The sequence below is a fragment of the Streptomyces oceani genome (assembly GCF_001751245.1).
GTDB lineage: Bacteria > Actinomycetota > Actinomycetes > Streptomycetales > Streptomycetaceae > Streptomyces > Streptomyces oceani.
In genome coordinates this window covers 1-18091 of sequence record NZ_LJGU01000115.1, presented here as the reverse complement: position 1 = coordinate 18091, position 18091 = coordinate 1, and the positions used below count along the sequence as shown (strand labels likewise).

The 18091-nt window shown below is 70.2% G+C and carries 16 protein-coding genes and 4 pseudogenes; 14 read left to right on the top strand and 6 right to left on the bottom strand.

All coding sequences use genetic code 11. The features are described from left to right. Window positions 1-600 carry an FxsA family membrane protein gene (gene fxsA / locus AN216_RS09295; protein WP_070196167.1) on the top strand — a complete coding sequence of 200 codons (600 nt, stop codon included), beginning with the start codon at window positions 1-3 and terminating at the stop codon, window positions 598-600. 256 nt (window positions 601-856) lie between these two features. Here fxsA and AN216_RS09290 read toward each other — a convergent pair whose 3' ends face one another. Both AN216_RS09290 and yczE read right to left on the bottom strand, forming a co-directional pair. Further along, entirely contained in the window at window positions 857-1240 is a 384-nt protein-coding gene (locus tag AN216_RS09290; RefSeq protein WP_070196166.1) for an RNA polymerase-binding protein RbpA, read from the bottom strand. A 539-nt stretch (window positions 1241-1779) separates the two neighbouring features. Beyond that, the gene (yczE, locus tag AN216_RS09285) at window positions 1780-2424 is read right to left on the bottom strand and encodes a membrane protein YczE (protein WP_070196294.1); all 645 of its coding nucleotides are present in this window, start codon (window positions 2422-2424) and stop codon (window positions 1780-1782) included. Window positions 2425-2613: 189 nt separating this feature from the next. Here yczE and AN216_RS09280 point away from each other — a divergent pair, with 189 nt between their 5' ends. Next, window positions 2614-4128, top strand: a complete 1515-nt coding sequence (locus AN216_RS09280) for an SCO1417 family PLP biosynthesis transcription factor (protein WP_070196165.1) — start codon at window positions 2614-2616, stop codon at window positions 4126-4128. A gap of 147 nt (window positions 4129-4275) precedes the next feature. Here AN216_RS09280 and AN216_RS09275 read toward each other — a convergent pair whose 3' ends face one another. The 3 genes from AN216_RS09275 to AN216_RS09265 form a co-directional block, all read right to left on the bottom strand. Next, window positions 4276-5946 (bottom strand): hypothetical protein, encoded by a 1671-nt coding sequence (locus tag AN216_RS09275; protein WP_079166413.1) that lies wholly within the window; start codon window positions 5944-5946, stop codon window positions 4276-4278. 37 nt (window positions 5947-5983) lie between these two features. Continuing rightward, a complete protein-coding gene (locus tag AN216_RS09270; RefSeq protein WP_070196163.1) occupies window positions 5984-6178 on the bottom strand; it encodes a hypothetical protein in 195 nt (64 codons plus the stop codon). 77 nt (window positions 6179-6255) lie between these two features. Further along, window positions 6256-6714, bottom strand: a complete 459-nt coding sequence (locus AN216_RS09265) for a DoxX family protein (protein ID WP_070196162.1) — start codon at window positions 6712-6714, stop codon at window positions 6256-6258. Between the two features lie 283 nt (window positions 6715-6997). Here AN216_RS09265 and AN216_RS09260 point away from each other — a divergent pair, with 283 nt between their 5' ends. The 11 genes and pseudogenes from AN216_RS09260 to AN216_RS09210 all read left to right on the top strand — a co-directional run bounded on the left by AN216_RS09260 (window position 6998) and on the right by AN216_RS09210 (window position 16747). Further along, window positions 6998-7819 carry an endonuclease I family protein gene (locus tag AN216_RS09260; RefSeq protein WP_070196161.1) on the top strand — a complete coding sequence of 274 codons (822 nt, stop codon included), beginning with the start codon at window positions 6998-7000 and terminating at the stop codon, window positions 7817-7819. Between the two features lie 354 nt (window positions 7820-8173). Then, window positions 8174-9127, top strand: coding sequence for a HAMP domain-containing sensor histidine kinase (locus tag AN216_RS09255; protein ID WP_079166438.1), 954 nt, complete (start codon window positions 8174-8176; stop codon window positions 9125-9127). 2 nt (window positions 9128-9129) lie between these two features. Continuing rightward, entirely contained in the window at window positions 9130-9792 is a 663-nt protein-coding gene (locus tag AN216_RS09250) for a response regulator (RefSeq protein WP_070196159.1), read from the top strand. Window positions 9793-10182: 390 nt separating this feature from the next. Then, a pseudogene (gene secF, locus AN216_RS26670) lies at window positions 10183-11557 on the top strand (protein translocase subunit SecF); the annotation flags it as partial. A gap of 324 nt (window positions 11558-11881) precedes the next feature. Beyond that, complete coding sequence (locus AN216_RS09235; RefSeq protein ID WP_070196156.1) at window positions 11882-12715, top strand: SigB/SigF/SigG family RNA polymerase sigma factor; 834 nt, start codon at window positions 11882-11884, stop codon at window positions 12713-12715. A 248-nt stretch (window positions 12716-12963) separates the two neighbouring features. After that, window positions 12964-13833 carry a putative RNA methyltransferase gene (locus tag AN216_RS09230; protein ID WP_070196155.1) on the top strand — a complete coding sequence of 290 codons (870 nt, stop codon included), beginning with the start codon at window positions 12964-12966 and terminating at the stop codon, window positions 13831-13833. Between the two features lie 149 nt (window positions 13834-13982). After that, a complete protein-coding gene (locus tag AN216_RS09225; RefSeq protein WP_070196154.1) occupies window positions 13983-14507 on the top strand; it encodes a hypothetical protein in 525 nt (174 codons plus the stop codon). A 161-nt stretch (window positions 14508-14668) separates the two neighbouring features. Next, a pseudogene (locus tag AN216_RS30995) lies at window positions 14669-14920 on the top strand (HIT family protein); the annotation flags it as partial. A 21-nt stretch (window positions 14921-14941) separates the two neighbouring features. Beyond that, a complete protein-coding gene (locus AN216_RS30990; RefSeq protein WP_420855708.1) occupies window positions 14942-15082 on the top strand; it encodes a hypothetical protein in 141 nt (46 codons plus the stop codon). Between the two features lie 397 nt (window positions 15083-15479). After that, complete coding sequence (locus tag AN216_RS09215) at window positions 15480-16163, top strand: hypothetical protein (protein ID WP_070196152.1); 684 nt, start codon at window positions 15480-15482, stop codon at window positions 16161-16163. Continuing rightward, entirely contained in the window at window positions 16163-16747 is a 585-nt protein-coding gene (locus AN216_RS09210) for a transcriptional regulator (RefSeq protein ID WP_070196151.1), read from the top strand. The genes AN216_RS09215 and AN216_RS09210 overlap by 1 nt, the downstream gene beginning before the upstream one ends. 116 nt (window positions 16748-16863) lie before the next feature. On the opposite strand, the pseudogene AN216_RS09205 reads toward AN216_RS09210, so the two are convergent. After that, window positions 16864-17627: pseudogene (locus tag AN216_RS09205) on the bottom strand (transposase family protein). 82 nt (window positions 17628-17709) lie between these two features. Here AN216_RS09205 and AN216_RS29610 point away from each other — a divergent pair. After that, window positions 17710-18091 (top strand): annotated as a pseudogene (locus AN216_RS29610) (transposase); the annotation flags it as partial.

Sequence of the window (18091 nt, the reverse complement as noted above, 5' to 3'; positions counted from 1 at the left end):
ATGACGAACGGCGCACCCTACCCGTACGAGCCCGGTCAGCAGCATGACCAGGGCGCCCGTCAGCCGGGCGAGCGGCGACCGGGCACCCGGCGCTCCCGCGCCCGCTCCTTCACGGCTCTCGGCTTCGCAGCCTGGGCGATCCTCGAGATCTGGCTGCTCATCCTGCTCGGGGAGGCCGCGGGCGGGCTGACCGTGCTGGCGGTGCTGGTCGCCGGATTCGTACTCGGCGGGGTCGCCATCAAACGGGCCGGGCGGCGGGCCTGGGACAACCTCGCGAAGACGATGCAGCAGGCCCAGCAGTCCGGCGTGCCCACGGCTCCCACGGACCGCGGGCGTGGCGGAGGCAACGCCCTGGCGATGCTGGGCGGCTTGCTGCTGATGGTTCCCGGCCTGGTCTCGGACGCGCTCGGGCTGCTCTGCCTCTTCCCGCCCACCGCGACACTGCTGCGCCGCGGCACGGAGCGGGTGGTGAATCGTGGCGAGTTCGGGGAGGCGCTACGCCAGGCCCGTAGCGCGGGTGACCAGGCGCGGATGCGCCGGCCGGACGGGAAGGTCGTACAGGGCGAGGTCATCCGGGACGAGGAGCCGCCCGGTAGCTGAGGTCAGGGGGCGCCCGGCGGTGCGTGCGCCGGTCCGGGGGGAGCGGGGCTGGCATCGGAGGTGCGCCACCCGCCGCCTGTCCCCTTCGCGGGCATCAGTTCGGGAAGCCGTCGGCTCCGCCCTCACCGGCCGCGCACTCGCCAAACCGGGCGGACGCTGCGCTGCTGTGCCTCTGATACAGCGTCTCTGATCACAGCAACACCGCCCTCCCTGGTGGTGTGCACACCACCAGGGAGGGCGGGCGAAGCCTGATCGCTCAGGCGGACTTGCTCTTGTTGCCGTTCTCCCGGGGGTGGATGGCGATGTTCATCGTGCCGGAGCGCAGGACCGCGAGGCGCTCGGCCAACACTTCCTCCAGCTCCTCGCGTGTACGCCGCTCCATGAGCATGTCCCAGTGCGTACGCGCTGGCTTGCCCTTCTTCTCCTCGGGCCCCTCACCGTCCACCAGCAGAGCCTGAGCGCCACACTCCTTGCACTCCCACTCCGGTGGAATCTCGGCCTCGACGGAGAACGGCATCTCAAAGCGATGGCCGCTCTCACATGCGTACTCCACGGCCTGGCGAGGGGCCAGGTCGATACCGCGGTCGGTCTCGTAGCTGGTCACCACAAGCCGCGTGCCGCGAAGAGCTCGCTCACTCATGAATTGTGCCTCCCGGGCTTGTCGCCCACAGGACAGGTGTCGCTGTCGTCGTCTTCCGGTCAACGTCCGGTCGGCGGTGAAGATTCCCGTCACGGGACATGCACCCGTCGTGCCGCACCATTTTCGAAGAGCCGCTCGGAGACCGGGGCCACCGAGCACCAGCCGTCGGGCGCGTGGCGACAGCTGTCAGAGTCGCCGGCCCACGGTCCTGATGCCGGTCGCTGCGCCCTGCCTGGACGCGCCACCGGCTTCGCCGGAGCCTGCCGATGCTGACTCGCTTCTCTCCACACACTCTGTTGCCGGACCTCTTATACCCACCATCGCCCGCTTTGTCACATCTTCCGGGAGATGACCGCTGTCGCGGTGCGATGCCGGAGGGTCTCGGGGGTCCGTACGGCGGGCGCAGACGTACTTTACCGGCAGTAGGCCGCTGGTTCGAAATCCGTCCGGGGAACGCGGCCGGGGCAGCACACGCACACGCCGCACGCCGGTCGGAAGCCGACTGCAAGCTCCCGGCCCGTCCGTCGTCGAGTCCCGCCTCAACGCCGCCACGGGATCGCACGCCTCCGCAGGCCACCGCGGGCAACGACCAGAGAGGTCGGGCGTTCCGGTGCGGGGGTGGCGAACATCCGCAGTGACAACTGGGCCAGCGGGCCGACCGCCAGGGCGTACGCGATGGTGCCCACGCCCACGGAGCCGCCGAGCGCGAATCCGCTGGCCAGCACCGCCACCTCGATCGCCGTGCGGACGAGCCGGATCGATCGGCCCGTCCGTTGGTGCAGGCCGGTCATCAGGCCGTCCCGGGGGCCGGGCCCGAAGTGCGCCGAGACGTACAGCCCGGTGGCGAGGCCGTTGAGCACGACTCCGGCGACCAGCAGCACGACCCGCAGCGCCGGTGCCGAGGTCTCCGGCACGAGCCACAGGGCGCCGTCCATGGAGAGGCCGACCAGGAACACGTTGGACACGGTGCCGAGCCCGGGCCGCTGTCGCAGCGGAATCCACAGCACCAGTACGACGGCTCCCGTCAGCACCGAGACCGTTCCGATAGTGAGCCCGGTGTGCCGCGCGACGCCCTGATGCAGCACGTCCCAGGGGGACACCCCGAGTTCGGCGCGTACGAGCAGGCCCAGGCTCGCCCCGTACAGCAGGAGGCCCGCGTACAGCTGGATCAGCCGTCGCGGCAGAGCGCCGCCTCGAACGGGAGCGGAGGCGGGACGGGAGTCGGAGGCGGAGTCCGGGCCGAAGTCGGAACCGGAGTCGGGCTGTGCGGACAAGAAGAATCCCCTCCTGGCGGGAAGCGTCGAACGCGTGACAGTCTGGATCCCTCGACAAGGCCAAATACATGTCCAATTCCCGGAAGGTGGACTGAACGCATGGCTCAGTGGACCTCGGCCATGGGAGCCGCACAGCTCGCCCGGCTACTGCGTACCCAGCGCGGCAGCACGCCCGACCGCGGCCAGGGCGCGTCCAGCCGTGCCCGAGTGCCCGCCTACCGTGCCCTGGCGGACGGAATCCGGCTGCTGGTCCTGGAGGGCCGGCTCCCGGTCGCGACCCGGTTGCCCGCGGAGCGCGAACTGGCCACCGCGTTGGCCGTGTCCCGTACGACCGTGGCCGCCGCCTTCGAGGCGCTGCGCGGCGACGGATTCCTCACCTCACGGCGGGGCGCGGGCAGTTGGACCGTGGTGCCGGACGGCAACCCGGTGCCGACGGGCGGGCTCGAGCCGCTGCCCCCGGAAGCCGCCGAGACGGTGCTCGACCTCGGCTGCGCCGCCCTGCCGGCACCGGAGCCGCAGCTCACCCGTGCCTTCGAGCGTGCCCTGACCGAACTCGCCCCCTACAGCCGCACCCACGGCGACTACCCGGCGGGCCTGCCGGCGTTGCGCGTCGCGATCGCCGAGCACTACACGGCGCGTGGCGTGCCCACCATGCCGGAGCAGATCATGGTCGCCACCGGCGCGATGGGGGGAGTGGCGGCTCTGGCCGGCCTCTTCACCTCCCGTGGCGAGCGCGTCGCCGTGGAGCACCCGTCGTACGCGAACATCCTCCAGCTGCTGCGGCGGAACGGCGCCCGGCTGGTACCGGTCCCGATGGCCGGGGCGCTCGGCGGCTGGGACCTGCCGGCCTGGCGCCAGGTGCTGCGGGACGCGGCTCCCCGGATGGCGTACGTCGTGGCCGACTTCCACAACCCGACCGGCGCCCTGGCGGACGAGGAGCAGCGCCGCGAGCTGGTGGCCGCGGCCCGTTCCGCCGGCACCCTGCTGGTCGCCGACGAGACCATGGCCGAGCTGCCGCTCGACGCGGACGTCGAACTCCCGCGTCCCATGGCGGCCTTCGACCCGGGTGGAGCCACCGTGCTGACCGTCGGCTCGGCGAGCAAGGCCATCTGGGCCGGGCTGCGGATCGGTTGGGTACGGGCCGCGCCCGAGGTCATCCGTCGGATGGTGGGGGCACGCCCGTACGCCGATCTGGGCAGCCCCGTGCTGGAGCAACTGGCGGTCAGCGGGCTGATCACCGGGGGCGGCTGGCGGGAGGCGGTCGACGCCCGGCGGGAAGCGGTGCGCGGCAACCGCGACGCCCTGGTCACCGCGCTGCGCAGAGAGCTTCCCGACTGGGAGTTCACGGTGCCGCGCGGCGGTCTCACCCTGTGGGTGCGCACCGGCGGCCTGTCCGGTTCACGGCTCGCGGAGGCGGGGGAGCGGCTGGGGGTACGAGTGCCCGCCGGGCCGAGGTTCGGCATTGACGGCGCGTTCGAGGCGTACGTCCGGCTGCCGTTCACCCTGGCCGGACCGCTGGCGGGCGAAGCGGTGGCGCGGCTGGCGAGCGCGGCCGAACTCGTACGGTCGGGCGTGCACACGCCCGGGGAGACGCCACGCAGCCAGGTGGCGTGACCACGACGCGGTGCGACCTGGCCTGACCGGCCTGGTCAGCGGGCGGAGGCCAATCGCTCCCTGGGCCGGTGCTGGGCCGGGCGCTGCCGACGCCGTTCACGGCTGCCTGATCCGCCGTACGGCTGGACAGCTGTCCTGCTGGTCCGCTCATCCGGCTGTCCGGGTGGTGCCGGTCGCGAGAGCCCCCGCTGCCGTCGTCCTAACCCGCTCGGGGGTTTCCGCCGCTCCCGTCACCTCGGCCTGTGTTGGCCTCGTGCTTGTCGTGCTTGTCGGGGTGCTCGCCCCGCTCGCCGTCCCCGCGCCCGCTCCGTTCCGTTCCGGCAGGAGAGCCACGACCGCCTGTCGCTCCCCCTCGGCCGTCGCCTCGTCCTGCGGGTCCGGAGTCGCCGGCACCTGGAGCCGCAGCACCGGGCCGCAACCCAGGCGGGCGTACCCCCGTCCCGCTGGCGGGTGTGGCACGGGTGTCGTCGGTGGTGCCTCGCCCAGTACGGTCGTCACCTGTTCGCGGGTCAGGGCGCCCAGCACCACGCGGGCCCGGGTGTGCGCCCGTACCGGCTCGCTGAGCGCGTCCGCCTCCTGGAACTGTTCGCCCACCGCGACCGTGACCCGTGCCGCGCGGCCGTGCCGAAGGGGCGTCTCCAGCAACTCCAGCGGGTCGCGTCGCCCCTCCGTACGGGCGAGTTGGCTGAGCACCGCTGGCCGGTCGACGACCAGCCACAGCGGCCGTCGGACGTCCTCCGGCACCGGCATCCCGGCCTGTCGGGCCCGATTGGCGCTCAGTAGCCGGCGTTCCGTCTCCTGCCCGGCCCACTCCAACGCCGTCAACGCGCCGGTCACCGAGGATTCCACGGCGAGCATCCCGGCTCGTCCGGCCAGGCAGGCGAACTCACCTGCCCCGCCACCGTCCACCAGCAGCACGTCCGCAGCCCGCAGCGCCTGCAGTGTCACCGAGCGCAGGAGCGTGCTCACCCCCGTGCCCGGACCACCGAGGGCCAGCAGGTGGGGTTCGGTGGAGCGGGGCCCGCCTCGCCACATCACCGGGGGCAGGTCGTGCTCCCGGTCGACCTGTCGAACGGGAATCGTACGCTGTACGGAATCGGCGTCCGTGAAGCCGAGCACGGTCTCGCCGGGGGAGGTGACGAACCGTTGGGCGCGGACGCTGCCCGGCAGCGCGGGCAGTACTGACAGGCGCAGCCGGTTGCGTTCCTCGTCCCAATCGAGGCGGTGCTCGCGGGCCCGGCCCATCTTGGCACCGAGCGTCCGTTCGACCCCGAGTCGCTCCCGTGCGTCGCCGTCCCGGAAGTGCGCGGGGTAGCGCAGGGTGAGCGCCGTCAGGCGTCCGGTCTCGTCGAACTCGTACGCCTCGAAGGGGCCTTGCCAGGTGCCCTCGTGGGCGTACAGCGGGTGCGGGTGCGGGTCCTCCGGGAGGGAGAAGTGCGGCACGAGAGCCTCGTACACCGCGTGCAGCCGGGCCTCCTCCTCCGCGCCGGGGCCCTCCTCGGGCGGTGGGGGGTTGCGTTCCCGTCCCTGCCAGGCTGCCGCCAGGGCCACGGTGAGCCCGGCCACCGCGGGGCCGTACGGTGCGAGCCCGACCAGCAGCAGCACCGTCGCGAGCAGGCACACGACCACTCCCCGCCGCTCCTTGGGCACCCGGGACCAGTGGGAGCGTGCGGTGGTGGTGAGCGGACCGAGCCCGCGTGCGGCGGCCAGCAGGGGGCGGAGTAGCCACCGTGCGCCGGTTCGGAGCGCCAGCCGGCTCCGGTGAGCGGATCGGGGCGGTGGTGAGGCGGAGCGCGGTACTCCGGGCGGCGAGGGCATGGCACGTCGTCCTTCGGTTCCTGGTCGGTCGACGCGGCTACAGCTGGAGACCGCCGAGGAGACCGGCGAGGCTCTCGCTGCCCGCGTGGATACTCGGCGCGATGGCCGTCCCGGCCAGGAAGAACCCGAACAGGCAGCATACGAACGCGTGCGAGAGCTTCATCCCGTCCTTGCGGAAGAACAGGAAGGCGATGATGCCGAGCATCAGCACACCGGAGATGTTCAGGACCATGGATACTCCTCAAGTGGGGGGTTGTCACCATGGGCCATTACAGACTCACAGAAAGTATCGTAGGAATAAAGTCGCAATCAGGTGATTTGTCGGCTTCCTCGTACTGGCGTCTCGGTCCGTCGGAGGAGCGTGCCCAGTGCCCAGTCGCCCGGCCCCAGGGCCGCGATCAGCAGGAACGTCCAGCAGAACATCGCGGCCGGCTCGCCGCCGTTCTGGATGGGGAAGAGGGCGCTCGCCTGGTGCTCGGTGAAGTAGGCGTACGCCATGGAGCCGGAGCAGATCACCGCGGAAGTTCGGGTGCCGAGCCCCAGAAGTACGAGGAGCCCGCCGATCAGTTGGATGGCTGCGGCCCACCATCCGGGCCACGCCGCGAAGTCGGGGGACGGTCCCGGCGGACCGCCCAGCACGCCGAAAAGGGTCGACGCGCCGTGACTGGCGAAGAGCAGCCCGACGACGATGCGGAAGAGCCCGAGGATCGCGGTCTGCTGACGGGTGGTCGCGAGCGAGGAGGGCGCGGGCGTCTGGTGTTGTCGCATGATCAACTCCCAAGTGGGCGGCATTCCGACGGACTTGGTCTAGACCTAATGACGGTAGGCCGGCTGAGGTTGGCATGTCTAGACCAGTGGCGCCTTCTCTTCGTGAGCGCGGAGTCGTACCTCGAACGCCGGGAGTCGTCGTGGCCGCTGAATCTCGAGGGAATTCCTTGGAAAGGGCATGTTGAAGTGAGCATGACCGGGCAGAATGACGGGGCCAGTCAACCGCCGCCCGTCGCAGCGCTGTTCACGCAATGCCACGGGCCTCATGGGAGAGGACCCCCACATGCACGTTCCTCGCCTACGCAGCCGGACGACCCTGGGACTCGTCGCCGGAGCCGCGATAGCCGGCCTCGCGGTGCAGATACCCGCCACGGCCACCCCCGCGCCGGAGCAGAACGCCCAAGGTGGCACCAGCGCCCCCGACGGCTACTACAAGGACGCCGAGGGCAAGACCGGTCAGGAGCTGAAGGACGCCCTGAACGGCATCATCAGCGAGCAGGACGTCCTCTCGTACGACGAGGTGTGGGACGCGCTCAAGGTCAGCGACCAGGACCCGGAGAACTCCGGCAACGTCATCCTGCTCTACAGCGGCGAGTCCCGCAGCGGCGACGCCAACGGCGGCGGCCAGGGCGACTGGAACCGGGAGCACGTCTGGGCCAAGTCACACGGCGACTTCGGCACCTCGCCCGGGCCCGGCACCGACGCTCACCACCTCCGCCCCACCGATGTGAGCGTCAACAGCACCCGCGGCAACAAGGACTTCGACGCCGGCGGCTCCGAAGTCGACGGCGCACCAGGCAACTTCACCGACGACGACTCCTACGAACCCCGGGACGAGGTCAAGGGCGACGTCGCCCGCATGATCTTCTACATGGCGGTGCGCTACGACGGTGAGAAGTACCCTGACCTGGAGCTGAACGACAACGTCGACAACGGCTCGCAGCCCTTCATGGGCAGGGAGTCGGTCCTCAAGCAGTGGCACAAGGAGGACCCGCCGGACGACTTCGAGAAGAACCGCAACGAGGTCATCTACGACCAGTTCCAGAAGAACCGCAACCCGTTCATCGACCACCCCGAGTGGGTCGAGGAGATCTGGGCGAGTTAGTCGGCGAGGGTCGGTCGGCGCCCTGACGGGCACACCCGGCCGAGACGGCGCCACGATGCCAGGCCCCGGCACGGCCACCGCGGTCTCCCCCCAACCGCCGGACGCCGTGCCGGGCGCGGGTCCAATCGAGCCGCTCCCGGCAGTGTGCCGGGCGTACGGCAGGTTCGTACGCGCCAGACCGTACGCCGAGCGCCGTCGCCGACCGCGAGCCGCCCCGAGCGCCCGAACACCGCCTCCTCCGTGAGCCGTACCATCCCCGTGCCGATGGTCAGCCACGACGCCCCACCGGCCGCCGCCCGACCCCATCACCCATAGTGGACAGGGACAGCGGCGACCGAGGAGGCCATGCGTACCGTGTCCCTGTTCTGGCGGATCTTCTCCCTCAACGCGGTGGTTCTCGGCGTCGCCACCGGAGTGCTGCTGCTGGCACCGGTGACCGTCTCGGCGCGGGTGGTGCTCACCGAGGCCGTCGTCCTGGTCACGGGACTGGCCATCATGCTCGTCGCCAACGCCGCGCTTCTCCGTATCGGGCTCGCCCCCCTGGACCGGGTCGCCCGGCGGATGACCACGGTCGACCTGCTCCGGCCCGGCCACCGCCTGCAGGTGACCGGACACGGCGGAGTCGCGGCCCTGATCCGTACGTTCAACGAGATGCTGGACCGGCTGGAGCAGGAACGAGCCACCAGCGCGGCCCGTGCGCTGTCCGCCCAGGAAGCCGAACGCCGACGCGTCGCCCAGGAACTGCACGACGAGGTCGGCCAGAGCCTCACCGCCGTGCTGCTCGAACTCAAACGAGCCGTCGATGCCGCACCGGAACCCCTCCGCCAGGACCTTCGTGGCGCCCAGGAGACCACCCGCGAGAGCCTGGAGGAGGTACGCCGGCTCGCCCACCGGCTCCGTCCCGGCGTACTGGAGGATCTCGGCCTGGTCAGCGCCCTCACCTCACTCGCCACCGACCTCTCCGCCCACAGCGGCGTGACGGTACGCCGCCACTTCGAGCCGCGGCCCTCCGCGACCAGTCAGGAGACCGAACTGGTCCTCTTCCGCGTCGCACAGGAGGGCCTCACCAACATCGCCCGGCACGCCGACGCCACCGAGGTGGACCTCCGGCTGGCCGGCGGACCGGAGGGCACCACACTGCGTATCCGCGACAACGGCCGGGGCACCGGAGACAGCCCCGAAGGCGCCGGCATCCGCGGGATGCGCGAGCGGGCCCTGCTGGTCGGCGGCGACCTCGCCGTCGGCCCCGCGCCAAGCGGCGGTACCGAGGTCACGCTGTGCGTCCCGGCCATCCGAGAGGAGGGGTGAGCATGCCGCACCACCACACCACCACCCGCATCCTCCTCGCCGACGACCACGCCCTCGTACGCCGTGGAGTACGCCTCATCCTGGACGGGGAACCGGACCTCGAGGTGGTCACGGAGGCCGGCGACGGAGCCGAGGCGATCGAGAAGGCCCAGTCGCACCGGGTCGACCTCGCGGTGCTGGATGTCGCGATGCCCCGTATGACCGGGTTGCAGGCTGCTCGCGAACTCGCCCGCCGACAGCCGGAGCTGCGCATCCTGATGCTGACCATGTACGACAACGAGCAGTACTTCTTCGAGGCGCTCAAGGCCGGGGCCTCCGGCTACGTACTCAAGTCCGTGGCCGACCGCGACCTCGTCGAGGCGTGCCGGGCCGCCATGCGCGGTGAGCCCTTCCTCTACCCGGGCGCGATCACCGCGCTCATCCGCAACTACCTGGACCGCGCCGGCAGGGGAGAGGACGTGCCGGACCGGGTCCTGACCCTCCGTGAGGAGGAGGTCCTGAAGCTCGTGGCCGAGGGACATTCCTCGAAGGACATCGCCACTACGCTGTTCATCAGCGTCAAGACGGTGGAGCGCCACCGCGCGAACGTGCTACAGAAACTGGGGCTACGCGACCGGCTGGAGCTCACCCGATACGCGATCCGGGTCGGCCTGATCGAACCGTGACCCACCGGCCCGACGCGGCAGCACCCACTCACCGGAAGGAAGCCGTATGCCCCAGCGGAACGGCGCCTTCCGTCCCTCGTACTCCCGCGTGACCGGACACCGACGACTGCGTCCGCAACACCTGCTGCTCGTGGCTGGCTGCCCTTCTGCCCTGGGGCGGGTCCAGGACTCCAGGGAAGCGGCCGAAGTCCTGGGACACACGGCACAACTCACCTTCCACCCCGTACGCGGCCTCGCCCAACCCGAGGAACAGAAGGAACGAAAAAGCAGCAAGATCAGGATGAGGCAGACAGTTCCTCCAGCGACCCCGAGGAGCCGAAGGTACTCCCCGACGAGTCCCGGAACCGCCTGCGGCTCGGCGGCGCCGACATGACGGGTAACGCGGTCGACGGCGCGCTGCCCGCACCGGTGGAGGTCGTCGAACAGCGTTCCGTCGGCGCGACCCTCGGAGACGAGGCCATCGCGGCGAGCACCTGGGCAGCGGTCATCGGAATCACCCTGACAGCGGCCTTCATGGTGTACGTCTACCGGGTGCTCGGCGCCCTCGCCGCCGGCTTCCGCAACGCCCTCGCCGTCATCGCGGACTCCAGCATCACCACCCTGCTCGCGGCCGCCCTGCTGTTCTTCCTGGCCTCCGGGCCGGTGCGCGGCTTCGGTATCACGCTGTCGCTCGGAGTCCTCGCCTCCATGGTCAACGCGCTGCTCATCACCAGGGCGCTGGCGGACTTCGCCACCGACCGCTCACTCCTGCGCGAGCGTCGCAGTGGACCGGTATCGCCGGGATCGGGCGCGTACGACGTCGGCTGGTAGCACGCGGACCGGACCTGATCCGCCACCGGAAGCGCTGGCTGGCCGCCTCCGCCGTGGCGCTCCTCCTGGCCACCGGCGGGCTGCTGGTACGCGGGCTGGACTTCGGCGTGGAGTTCACCGGCGGGCGGCTCGTCGAATACTCCACCAGTCACCGCTCGACGTCGAAACCGCCCGAGAGGCGGTGGCCGACGCCGGACAGCCGGACGCCGTGGTGCAGTCCGCCGGGAACGGCGCCGTGTCGGTCCGCTCCGACGAACCCTCCAACGACCAGGAGGCAAAGGTCCGCTCCGCACTCGACGAGGTCGGCGGCGACGCGGAGAGGATGCGCGACGAGATGATCGGCCCCAGCCTCGGCGACGAACTGCGACGCAACGCGCTCATCGCGCTCGGCGTGGCCCTCGCGGCGCAGCTGGGCTATCTCGCGCTGCGGTTCCGCTGGACCTTCGCGGCGTCCTCCGTGGTGGCGATGGCACACGACGTCCTCGTCGTGCTCGGGATCTTCGCCTGGCTGGGCAAGCCCATGGACAAGACCTTCCTGGCCGTCCTGCTCACCGTGATCGGGTACTCCGTCAACGACTCGGTGGTGGTCTTCGACCGGGTACGGGAACAGTGGGCTGGGCGACGTCACGCCCCGTTCGCGCGGGTGGCCAACTCCGCGCTGCTGCAGACCCTGCCGCGCACGGTGAACACCGGCATGGGCGCGGTCTTCATCCTGGCCGCCCTGGTACTGCTGGGCGGGGACTCGTTGACCGACTTCGCCCTGGCGCTGCTGATCGGCGTGCTCGTGGGGACGTACTCCTCGATGTTGACGGCCACTCCGCTCGCCGTCGAGCTGGAGGCCCGTGGCAGTTCCCCACCACCCCGCCCCGAGAGGGCCGGACGGGTCACTGGGCGGGAGGGCCGGCACCCGACCCGGCGTCCTGGTACGTCCGACGACGACGGAGCCCGGGTCTGAACACACACCGTAACCCGTTCGGCGCGTACGCGGACCTGCGTACGCGCCGAACGGGCACGGTACTCAGGTGCTCAGGGGCAGGGCACCCCCGACGGGCCCCGGCGCAGCCCCGCGAGTGGCACCGGATCGCGCCCCCGCGCACTGTCGCGTAGCGTGATAAGCGCAAGAAGACAACGGCTGGGTCCCGGGAGACTGAGGCCCGCCCCTCTCCGTGCTTCGGACCCGTGAAACCCGGCAGCAACGGCCCGGCCTCCGGACCGCTACCCGCTGGTGACCGCCTCTTGCGGTGCCCGCTCAGGCACCGCGCGATGGGAGAGCGAAGCCATGAGCGCTGTGATGTACCCATCCCGGCGTCCGCGTCACCCCCATGACGACGCGCCCGACACCGCCGCCGACTTCCAACGGATCGCCGGCCTACCCGACGGCCCCCACCGGGAGGAGCTGCGCCAGCGGGTGGTGCGCGCCTGGATTCCCATGGCGCACCGACTCGCGGCCCGGTACCGCAACCGGGGCGAGTCGCTGGAGGACCTCCAGCAGGTCGCCGCGCTTGGACTCGTCAAGGCCGTGGCGCGGTACGACCCGTCCCGCGGCACCGCGTTCGAGAGTTACGCGGTGCCTACCATCGTCGGCGAACTCAAGCGCCACTTCCGGGACCACATGTGGGACGTGCACGTACCCCGCCGGGTCCAACATCTGCGCAACCACGTGCGCACCAGTCACCGGGAGCTGAGCCTCACCCTCGGCCGCTCACCTTCCGTGGCCCAGATCGCCGAGCACAGCGGACTGTCCCAGGAGGACGTGCTACTGGGGATGGAGGCCCTGGACAGCTACAGCACCCTCTCCCTGGACGCGGAACTGCCCGGCGCGGACGACGGCTACTCCCTCCAGGACACCCTCACCAGCGCGGAACCCGGCTTCGACCTGGTGCTCTACCGGGAAGCGGTGAAACCGCAGTTGCGCCGACTGCCCGAGCGGGAACAGCGCATTCTCTACCTGCGGTTCTTCTGTGAGATGACGCAGAGCCGGATAGCGGAGCAACTCGGCATCTCCCAGATGCACGTGTCCCGGCTCATCAACCAGACCTGCGACCGGATTCACCGGCGGATCGAAGCGGAAGGACTGCGGGAGCAGGAACACCTGCGGGCGCCGACCCACTGAACGAACCCCGGCCCCGGCCGGCCCGGGCCGCGCCGCTGATGCACGGTTCCCCGCGCATCCCACGCTCGGGCGCGCGGGGGCCGCACGGCATCATGGTCACGTCCGTACGACCACAGGTCGCCGCTTCGTACGGTCGCCAGTGGCGCCCGGTAGCAACCCTCCCGGGCCCGTGGAGCGCGCCGCCCGCAGGCGACCGCGCACCGAACGCCAGTGGCGCCCGCACACCGCGGCCGGCCACCGAGGAAACGATGCCCAGCACGCCCACTGATCTCCCCCACCGTCGCCTTCCCGACCCGATCGACCTCCTGCGCTGCCCCCTGTGCGGAAACCGCCTACGACGGGAGCGTGGATCGGTGGCCTGCGCCCGACAGCACTCCTTCGACATCGCTCGGCAGGGCTACATCGGCCTGCTGACCGGGAACATGCGCACCGGCAGCGCGGACACCGCCGACATGGTCGCGGCCCGCGTCGCCTTCCTGCACGCCGGCCACTACGCGCCGCTGGCGGCCACGCTCGGCCGACTCGTCGCCGGCCGATGCGCCCCCGGCAGTACGGTGTTGGACGCTGGGACCGGCACCGGTCACTACCTCGCCGCCGTGCTCGACGCGTGCCCGGGCACGACGGGACTCGGGCTGGACGTGTCCAAGTACGCGCTGCGCCGCGCGGCCCGCGCACATCCCCGCGCCACTGTCGCAACCTGGGACGTATGGAAGCCGCTGCCGATCGGCAGCGGCACCGTGGACGTACTGCTCAACGTGTTCGCGCCGCGCAACGGGCCGGAGTTCCAGCGCGTGTTGGGACCGGGCGGCACGCTTCTGGTCGTCACGCCGACCGACCGGCACATGGCGGAACTCCGTGCGCGGGTGCCCCTCCTGGCAGTTGACGCCGCGAAACCGGAGCGACTGGCGAACACGCTGTCCGCGCACTTCACCGAGGAGGAGACGTGTCCCCTGGAGTACACCGTCCGCCTCTCCGCCACCGACGCCACGAACCTGCTGTCCATGGGCCCGACGGGGCATCACCTGATGGCCGGTGAAGCGGCCGGTCACGCTGCCGAATTGGACACCCCGATCGAGATGACGGTTTCCTTCCTGATCTCCGTGTACGGTCCCCGATGAGTAGAGGGCAACCATTTGTCCGACTCAACTGTCTGACCTGACAGCCGAAGCGCATGACCCCGTATGACTCCGCGCCAACCGGAGGAGCCAACCGTGGGGGTGAGGCTTCGGAGATCGTTGACACGTCGCAGAACAAGGGGAACTAAGCCATGCGCTCACGCAAGATCGCCGTAGTAGCCGCCGCCTGTGCCCTCGCGCTGACACCAGCGGCAACCGCCGTGGCTGGCAGCGGACCGGCCCCCGACCCGTCGGAGCGGCCGTCCGCCCAGTCCACCGCACCCTCTCCCGAGGGCAACCCCAGAAGTGCCAAGGCCCAGGCCGCGGACGTCTGTGAGGACGCCTACCCCATCGGCGAGCGGGGCCGGATCACCCGGGGTGGCGAAACCATCGCCTCCGTGAAGCAGTTCTACTCACCCAAGTGCGACGAGAACTACGGCTACCTCTGGGTGTGGGACAGTTTCCGCGACCGGGAGGACGACTACGACGTCAGCACCGCCGTGTACAGCTACACCCAGGACGAGGTGCTCGGCGGCGACTCGTGGACCAACAGCAATGGCCAGGAGTACTGGTCCCACGGCACGGACACGGTGCAGGACTGCACCGCCGGGGTGGGCGCCGTACGTCCCGCCGGGGAACCGCTCGCACGCCAGGCGCACAGCTCGAAGCGCTGCTGAGGGGCGCCGCTGAAGCCCCCGTTCAGCGCGTGCCGGCCGCCGTCGGCCGCCATTTCGCGACTCGCGCCGAACGGGGGCGCTCCTTGAGCCCAGGGGCCGGGGGCGCGCCCGGCCGGCGGTCCGGGCTGGACTGTCGGTGTCGACGGGGTTGGACTGGATAGGTGGACTGCGGTTTCTGCGCGATCGTGCGGCACGACAGCAACGCACATGTCGTCCTCGAGGACGCTTGGGCGGTGGCGTTCCTTGATGCTCGGCCGCTCTTTCCCGGCCATGTCTTGGTCGTGCCCGCACAGCACGTTGAGACTCTGACAGAGTTGCCCACCGATCAGCTGGGACCGTATTTCGGTCGGGTGCAGCGAGTCGCAGCGGCGGTCGAGCGGGGGGTGTCAGCGGCTGGTTCTTTCGTGGCGTCGAACAATCGGGTTAGTCAGTCCGTGCCGCACTTTCATACCCATGTCGTCCCCCGGAACAGGAAGGACGGGCTGCGTGGCTTCTTCTGGCCGCGCGGCCGCTACGCCGACGAGGCGGAGGCGAGCGCCGTGGCCTGCCGGATCCGTACGGCGATGGTCAGCTGAGGGTGCGGGGAGGCTGAACCTTGGTGGGTTTGCGGGCGTTTCGTCTTGTGGGTTCGAGGGTGCGTGGGGCGAGGCGCGTGGGGCTGGTGGGGTGTCGAGTGCTGAGCGGACTCGTAGTGGGTTGACGGCGTGGATTGATGAGACGGTCGGGGTAGCGCTGGAGCGTGCGTGGGGTGTTCAGGATGCCGTGGTCGAGGCGTTGGTGAAACGCGTGATCCTGGACGTGATGGGCCTGTTCACGCACCCGCGGAAACAGGCCCGATACGAGCACACCGCCTACCCTCGTCTGCCCGGGATCCTGTAGCGCCCCACGCAGGGTGACTCGGATCTGATCTGGGAAGCGCGCCCGTCTTGGCGCCACCCGGGTCTACGGCGTTCTTAGGACGGAAAGATCACGGTGACGGGTCTGGACGTCAACGCCGCCTACCTCTGCGCGTTCACCACGCATCTGCCGATTGGCCGGTTGGAGCACTCCACCACCGGTAGGTACGACACCAAGCGTGTCGGGTTCTACCTGATCGCTCCGCCGCTCTGGCGGCATGCCCACCTTCTCAATCCGCTCGGAGCCCGACAGGAGCCGGGCCCGCTCTGGGTCGGGGAGCCGATGCTGCGCTTGCTGCTGCGTCTGGCCGGGCCTAACTATGGCCTCGTGAAGGCGCCGACGATCCACGAGTCGTGGACGTCCGGTTCATCGGAGGGCCTGCTGAAGTATCTCCGGGCCGCGCTCGTGGAGGCCCGTGATGACGCCTTGCATGCCGGTAACGACGTCAAGATCGCTGATGTGAAGGCCATGTACGCGAAGTTCGTCTCCATGATCGGGGAGAGCGTCCACAACCGGGAGATCACCCGCCCGGACTGGATGCACTTGATCCGTTCCCAGGCCTTCACCAACCTGTGGGGCCGTGCTCTCAAGGCCCACAACGCCGGCCTGACCGTGGTCGCCGTTCTTGGTACCGATGAACTGCACGTGGCAGGCGACTGGCGGCAGGCCTTCGACGAGGGCACCGGCCTGCCGCAGATGAAGATCAAACACGACAGCGAGGGCTACCCGCTCCACTACACCGTCAAGGAGAGTGGCTGATGGCGCAGGACTACCGCTGGCGGCGCCTGGGGGAGTTCGGCGCTGAGGGCATGCCCGGCGGCGCTGCGGTCGGGCTCGGTCTGGAGCGCATGGTCACCGGCATCACCTTCCCACCCGACAGTGCCCGGGGGATCGCGGCACGGCTGCGGTACCTGACCGACTCGCCCGCCGGATACGCCGCCATGGAACACGCCGGAATCACCGTCACTGCCCGCACCCTGTACGCGTGGCTGGCCGCCGAGCAAACTCCTTCCGCGGCCAACCGCGCGAAGTTGGATGACGCCTACTGGACGCTACGCCGCCAGCGGGTGCTTCCCGCTCTCACACGCCGCCTCGCCCGTGGTGGCGGCACCCGTGTAGAGATCGATCCCGCCGATCCCAGCGACGTCCCTCGGCGTAACCGTCGTCGGAACGTGGGGATGCGCCGCCTGACGATCCGCCCGACCGCGTGGAACGCCGCCGTGGACGCCTGGGCCGCCGGGGACGCCCAGGGTCTCCAACGCATCTGGGAAGACGCGATCGCGGACCTGGGAAGCGACTGGGACGCCTACACCTTCGTCTCCTGCATCGGCTGGTCCGCCTGAGGGTTCCTTTCAGAATGATCTTGTGTGGCACGGTGGGAGTGTGTAACTGACCGCGTGTGCAGGGGGTGTTGGTGGCACGGGCGAAGCCATGGGAGGTCAGTGAGCCTTTTCCATCCTCAGTTTGAGCAGGTGAGCTGGAGGGTGAGGACGGCTTGGACGAGGCCGGTGACCCGAGTGGTCGAGCATCGCAGCTTCCGCAGGAGTCGCCAGGTCTTGAGGGTGGCGATGGCGGGTTCGACCAGGGCCCGGATCGTGGCCTGCGAGCGGTTCACGGCCTGCTGGCCGTCGGACAGGTTCTCCCAGCGGCCTCGATACGGGACGCGTACCGTCGGTCCGGCGCCCTGGTAACCCTTGTCCGCCCAGCGGTTGATGTCCGCTGTGGTGAGGGCGTTGAGGATGCCGTGTTCGCGTGCGGCGCGAATGTCGTGGATGGCTCCTGGCACGGCGGGTGAGGCCCACAGGAGGCGTCCGGCGGGGTCGGCCAGGACCTGGACTTCATGCCGTGTCTCTTGTACTTGCCGGAGAAGAAGGGCCGGTCGGCGGCGATCCGGTCGATCGGCAGGAGCGTCCCGTTGAGCAGGACGTAAGCCTTCCTCGACGCGGATCGGACGGCCTCCTCGAGGGTCGGTGCGAGTGAGACCAGCAGGTCGACGGCCTCGGTGATGTATCGGTAGGACCGTGCTGGTGCCGACCTCGAAACCCGCTGCGAGCTGGGCATACGTGGTTCCGTTACGCAGATGTGCCAGTACCAGCAGGGCCTGACGACCGGCCGGGAGGCGGCGCCAGGGGCTCCGATCCGACGACGATGTTCGCGCAGACGAGCGGCGAGGAAGGTCAGGGACCGACTGGACACGTCCAGCCCGCACGGGCAGACAAGCACGTGAAGCCTCGGGTGGGCATCGGGCGATCTTGGTCGTGACCCCGTCTACCAGGGGCTTTACTCACGTGTCGAACCAACTGACGTGTCCACAGCGCAGGTTTGGAAAAGGCTCATCGACGAGTTGTGGGCGGTGCTCGAGTCGTTACTTCCGAAGCCGCAGCGGCGGTTCCGGCCTCCGGGCCGTAAGCGGATCGATGGCCGCAGGACGCACTTCAGGGGGTCCTGTTCGTGCTCTACACCGGTATTCAGTGGGAGTACCCGCCACGGGAGCTGGGCTGTGGATCGGGTCCGACGTGCTGGCGTCGGCTGGCGCAGTAAGCAGGAGGCGGGACTGTGGGAGGAGTTGCGGCAGGTGCTGCTGGCCCGGCTGCGGGCGGCGGACCGGCTGGACTTCTCCCGGGCGACCGTGTGTGAGTGGGTGGCGGGGTGGCATCGGTTTGGGCGTCAGCCGGTTTTGTCTGGGT

Bases quoted from the DNA above. Each gene is read 5' to 3' on its own strand.
- fxsA (WP_070196167.1), top strand. From the start codon at position 1: ATGACGAACGGCGCACCCTACCCGTACGAGCCCGGTCAGCAGCATGAC.
- AN216_RS09290 (WP_070196166.1), bottom strand. From the start codon at position 1,240: ATGAGTGAGCGAGCTCTTCGCGGCACGCGGCTTGTGGTGACCAGCTAC.
- AN216_RS09280 (WP_070196165.1), top strand. From the start codon at position 2,614: ATGGCTCAGTGGACCTCGGCCATGGGAGCCGCACAGCTCGCCCGGCTA.
- AN216_RS09275 (WP_079166413.1), bottom strand. From the start codon at position 5,946: ATGCCCTCGCCGCCCGGAGTACCGCGCTCCGCCTCACCACCGCCCCGA.
- AN216_RS09270 (WP_070196163.1), bottom strand. From the start codon at position 6,178: ATGGTCCTGAACATCTCCGGTGTGCTGATGCTCGGCATCATCGCCTTC.
- AN216_RS09265 (WP_070196162.1), bottom strand. From the start codon at position 6,714: ATGCGACAACACCAGACGCCCGCGCCCTCCTCGCTCGCGACCACCCGT.
- AN216_RS09260 (WP_070196161.1), top strand. From the start codon at position 6,998: ATGCACGTTCCTCGCCTACGCAGCCGGACGACCCTGGGACTCGTCGCC.
- AN216_RS09250 (WP_070196159.1), top strand. From the start codon at position 9,130: ATGCCGCACCACCACACCACCACCCGCATCCTCCTCGCCGACGACCAC.
- AN216_RS09235 (WP_070196156.1), top strand. From the start codon at position 11,882: ATGAGCGCTGTGATGTACCCATCCCGGCGTCCGCGTCACCCCCATGAC.
- AN216_RS09230 (WP_070196155.1), top strand. From the start codon at position 12,964: ATGCCCAGCACGCCCACTGATCTCCCCCACCGTCGCCTTCCCGACCCG.
- AN216_RS09225 (WP_070196154.1), top strand. From the start codon at position 13,983: ATGCGCTCACGCAAGATCGCCGTAGTAGCCGCCGCCTGTGCCCTCGCG.
- AN216_RS09210 (WP_070196151.1), top strand. From the start codon at position 16,163: ATGGCGCAGGACTACCGCTGGCGGCGCCTGGGGGAGTTCGGCGCTGAG.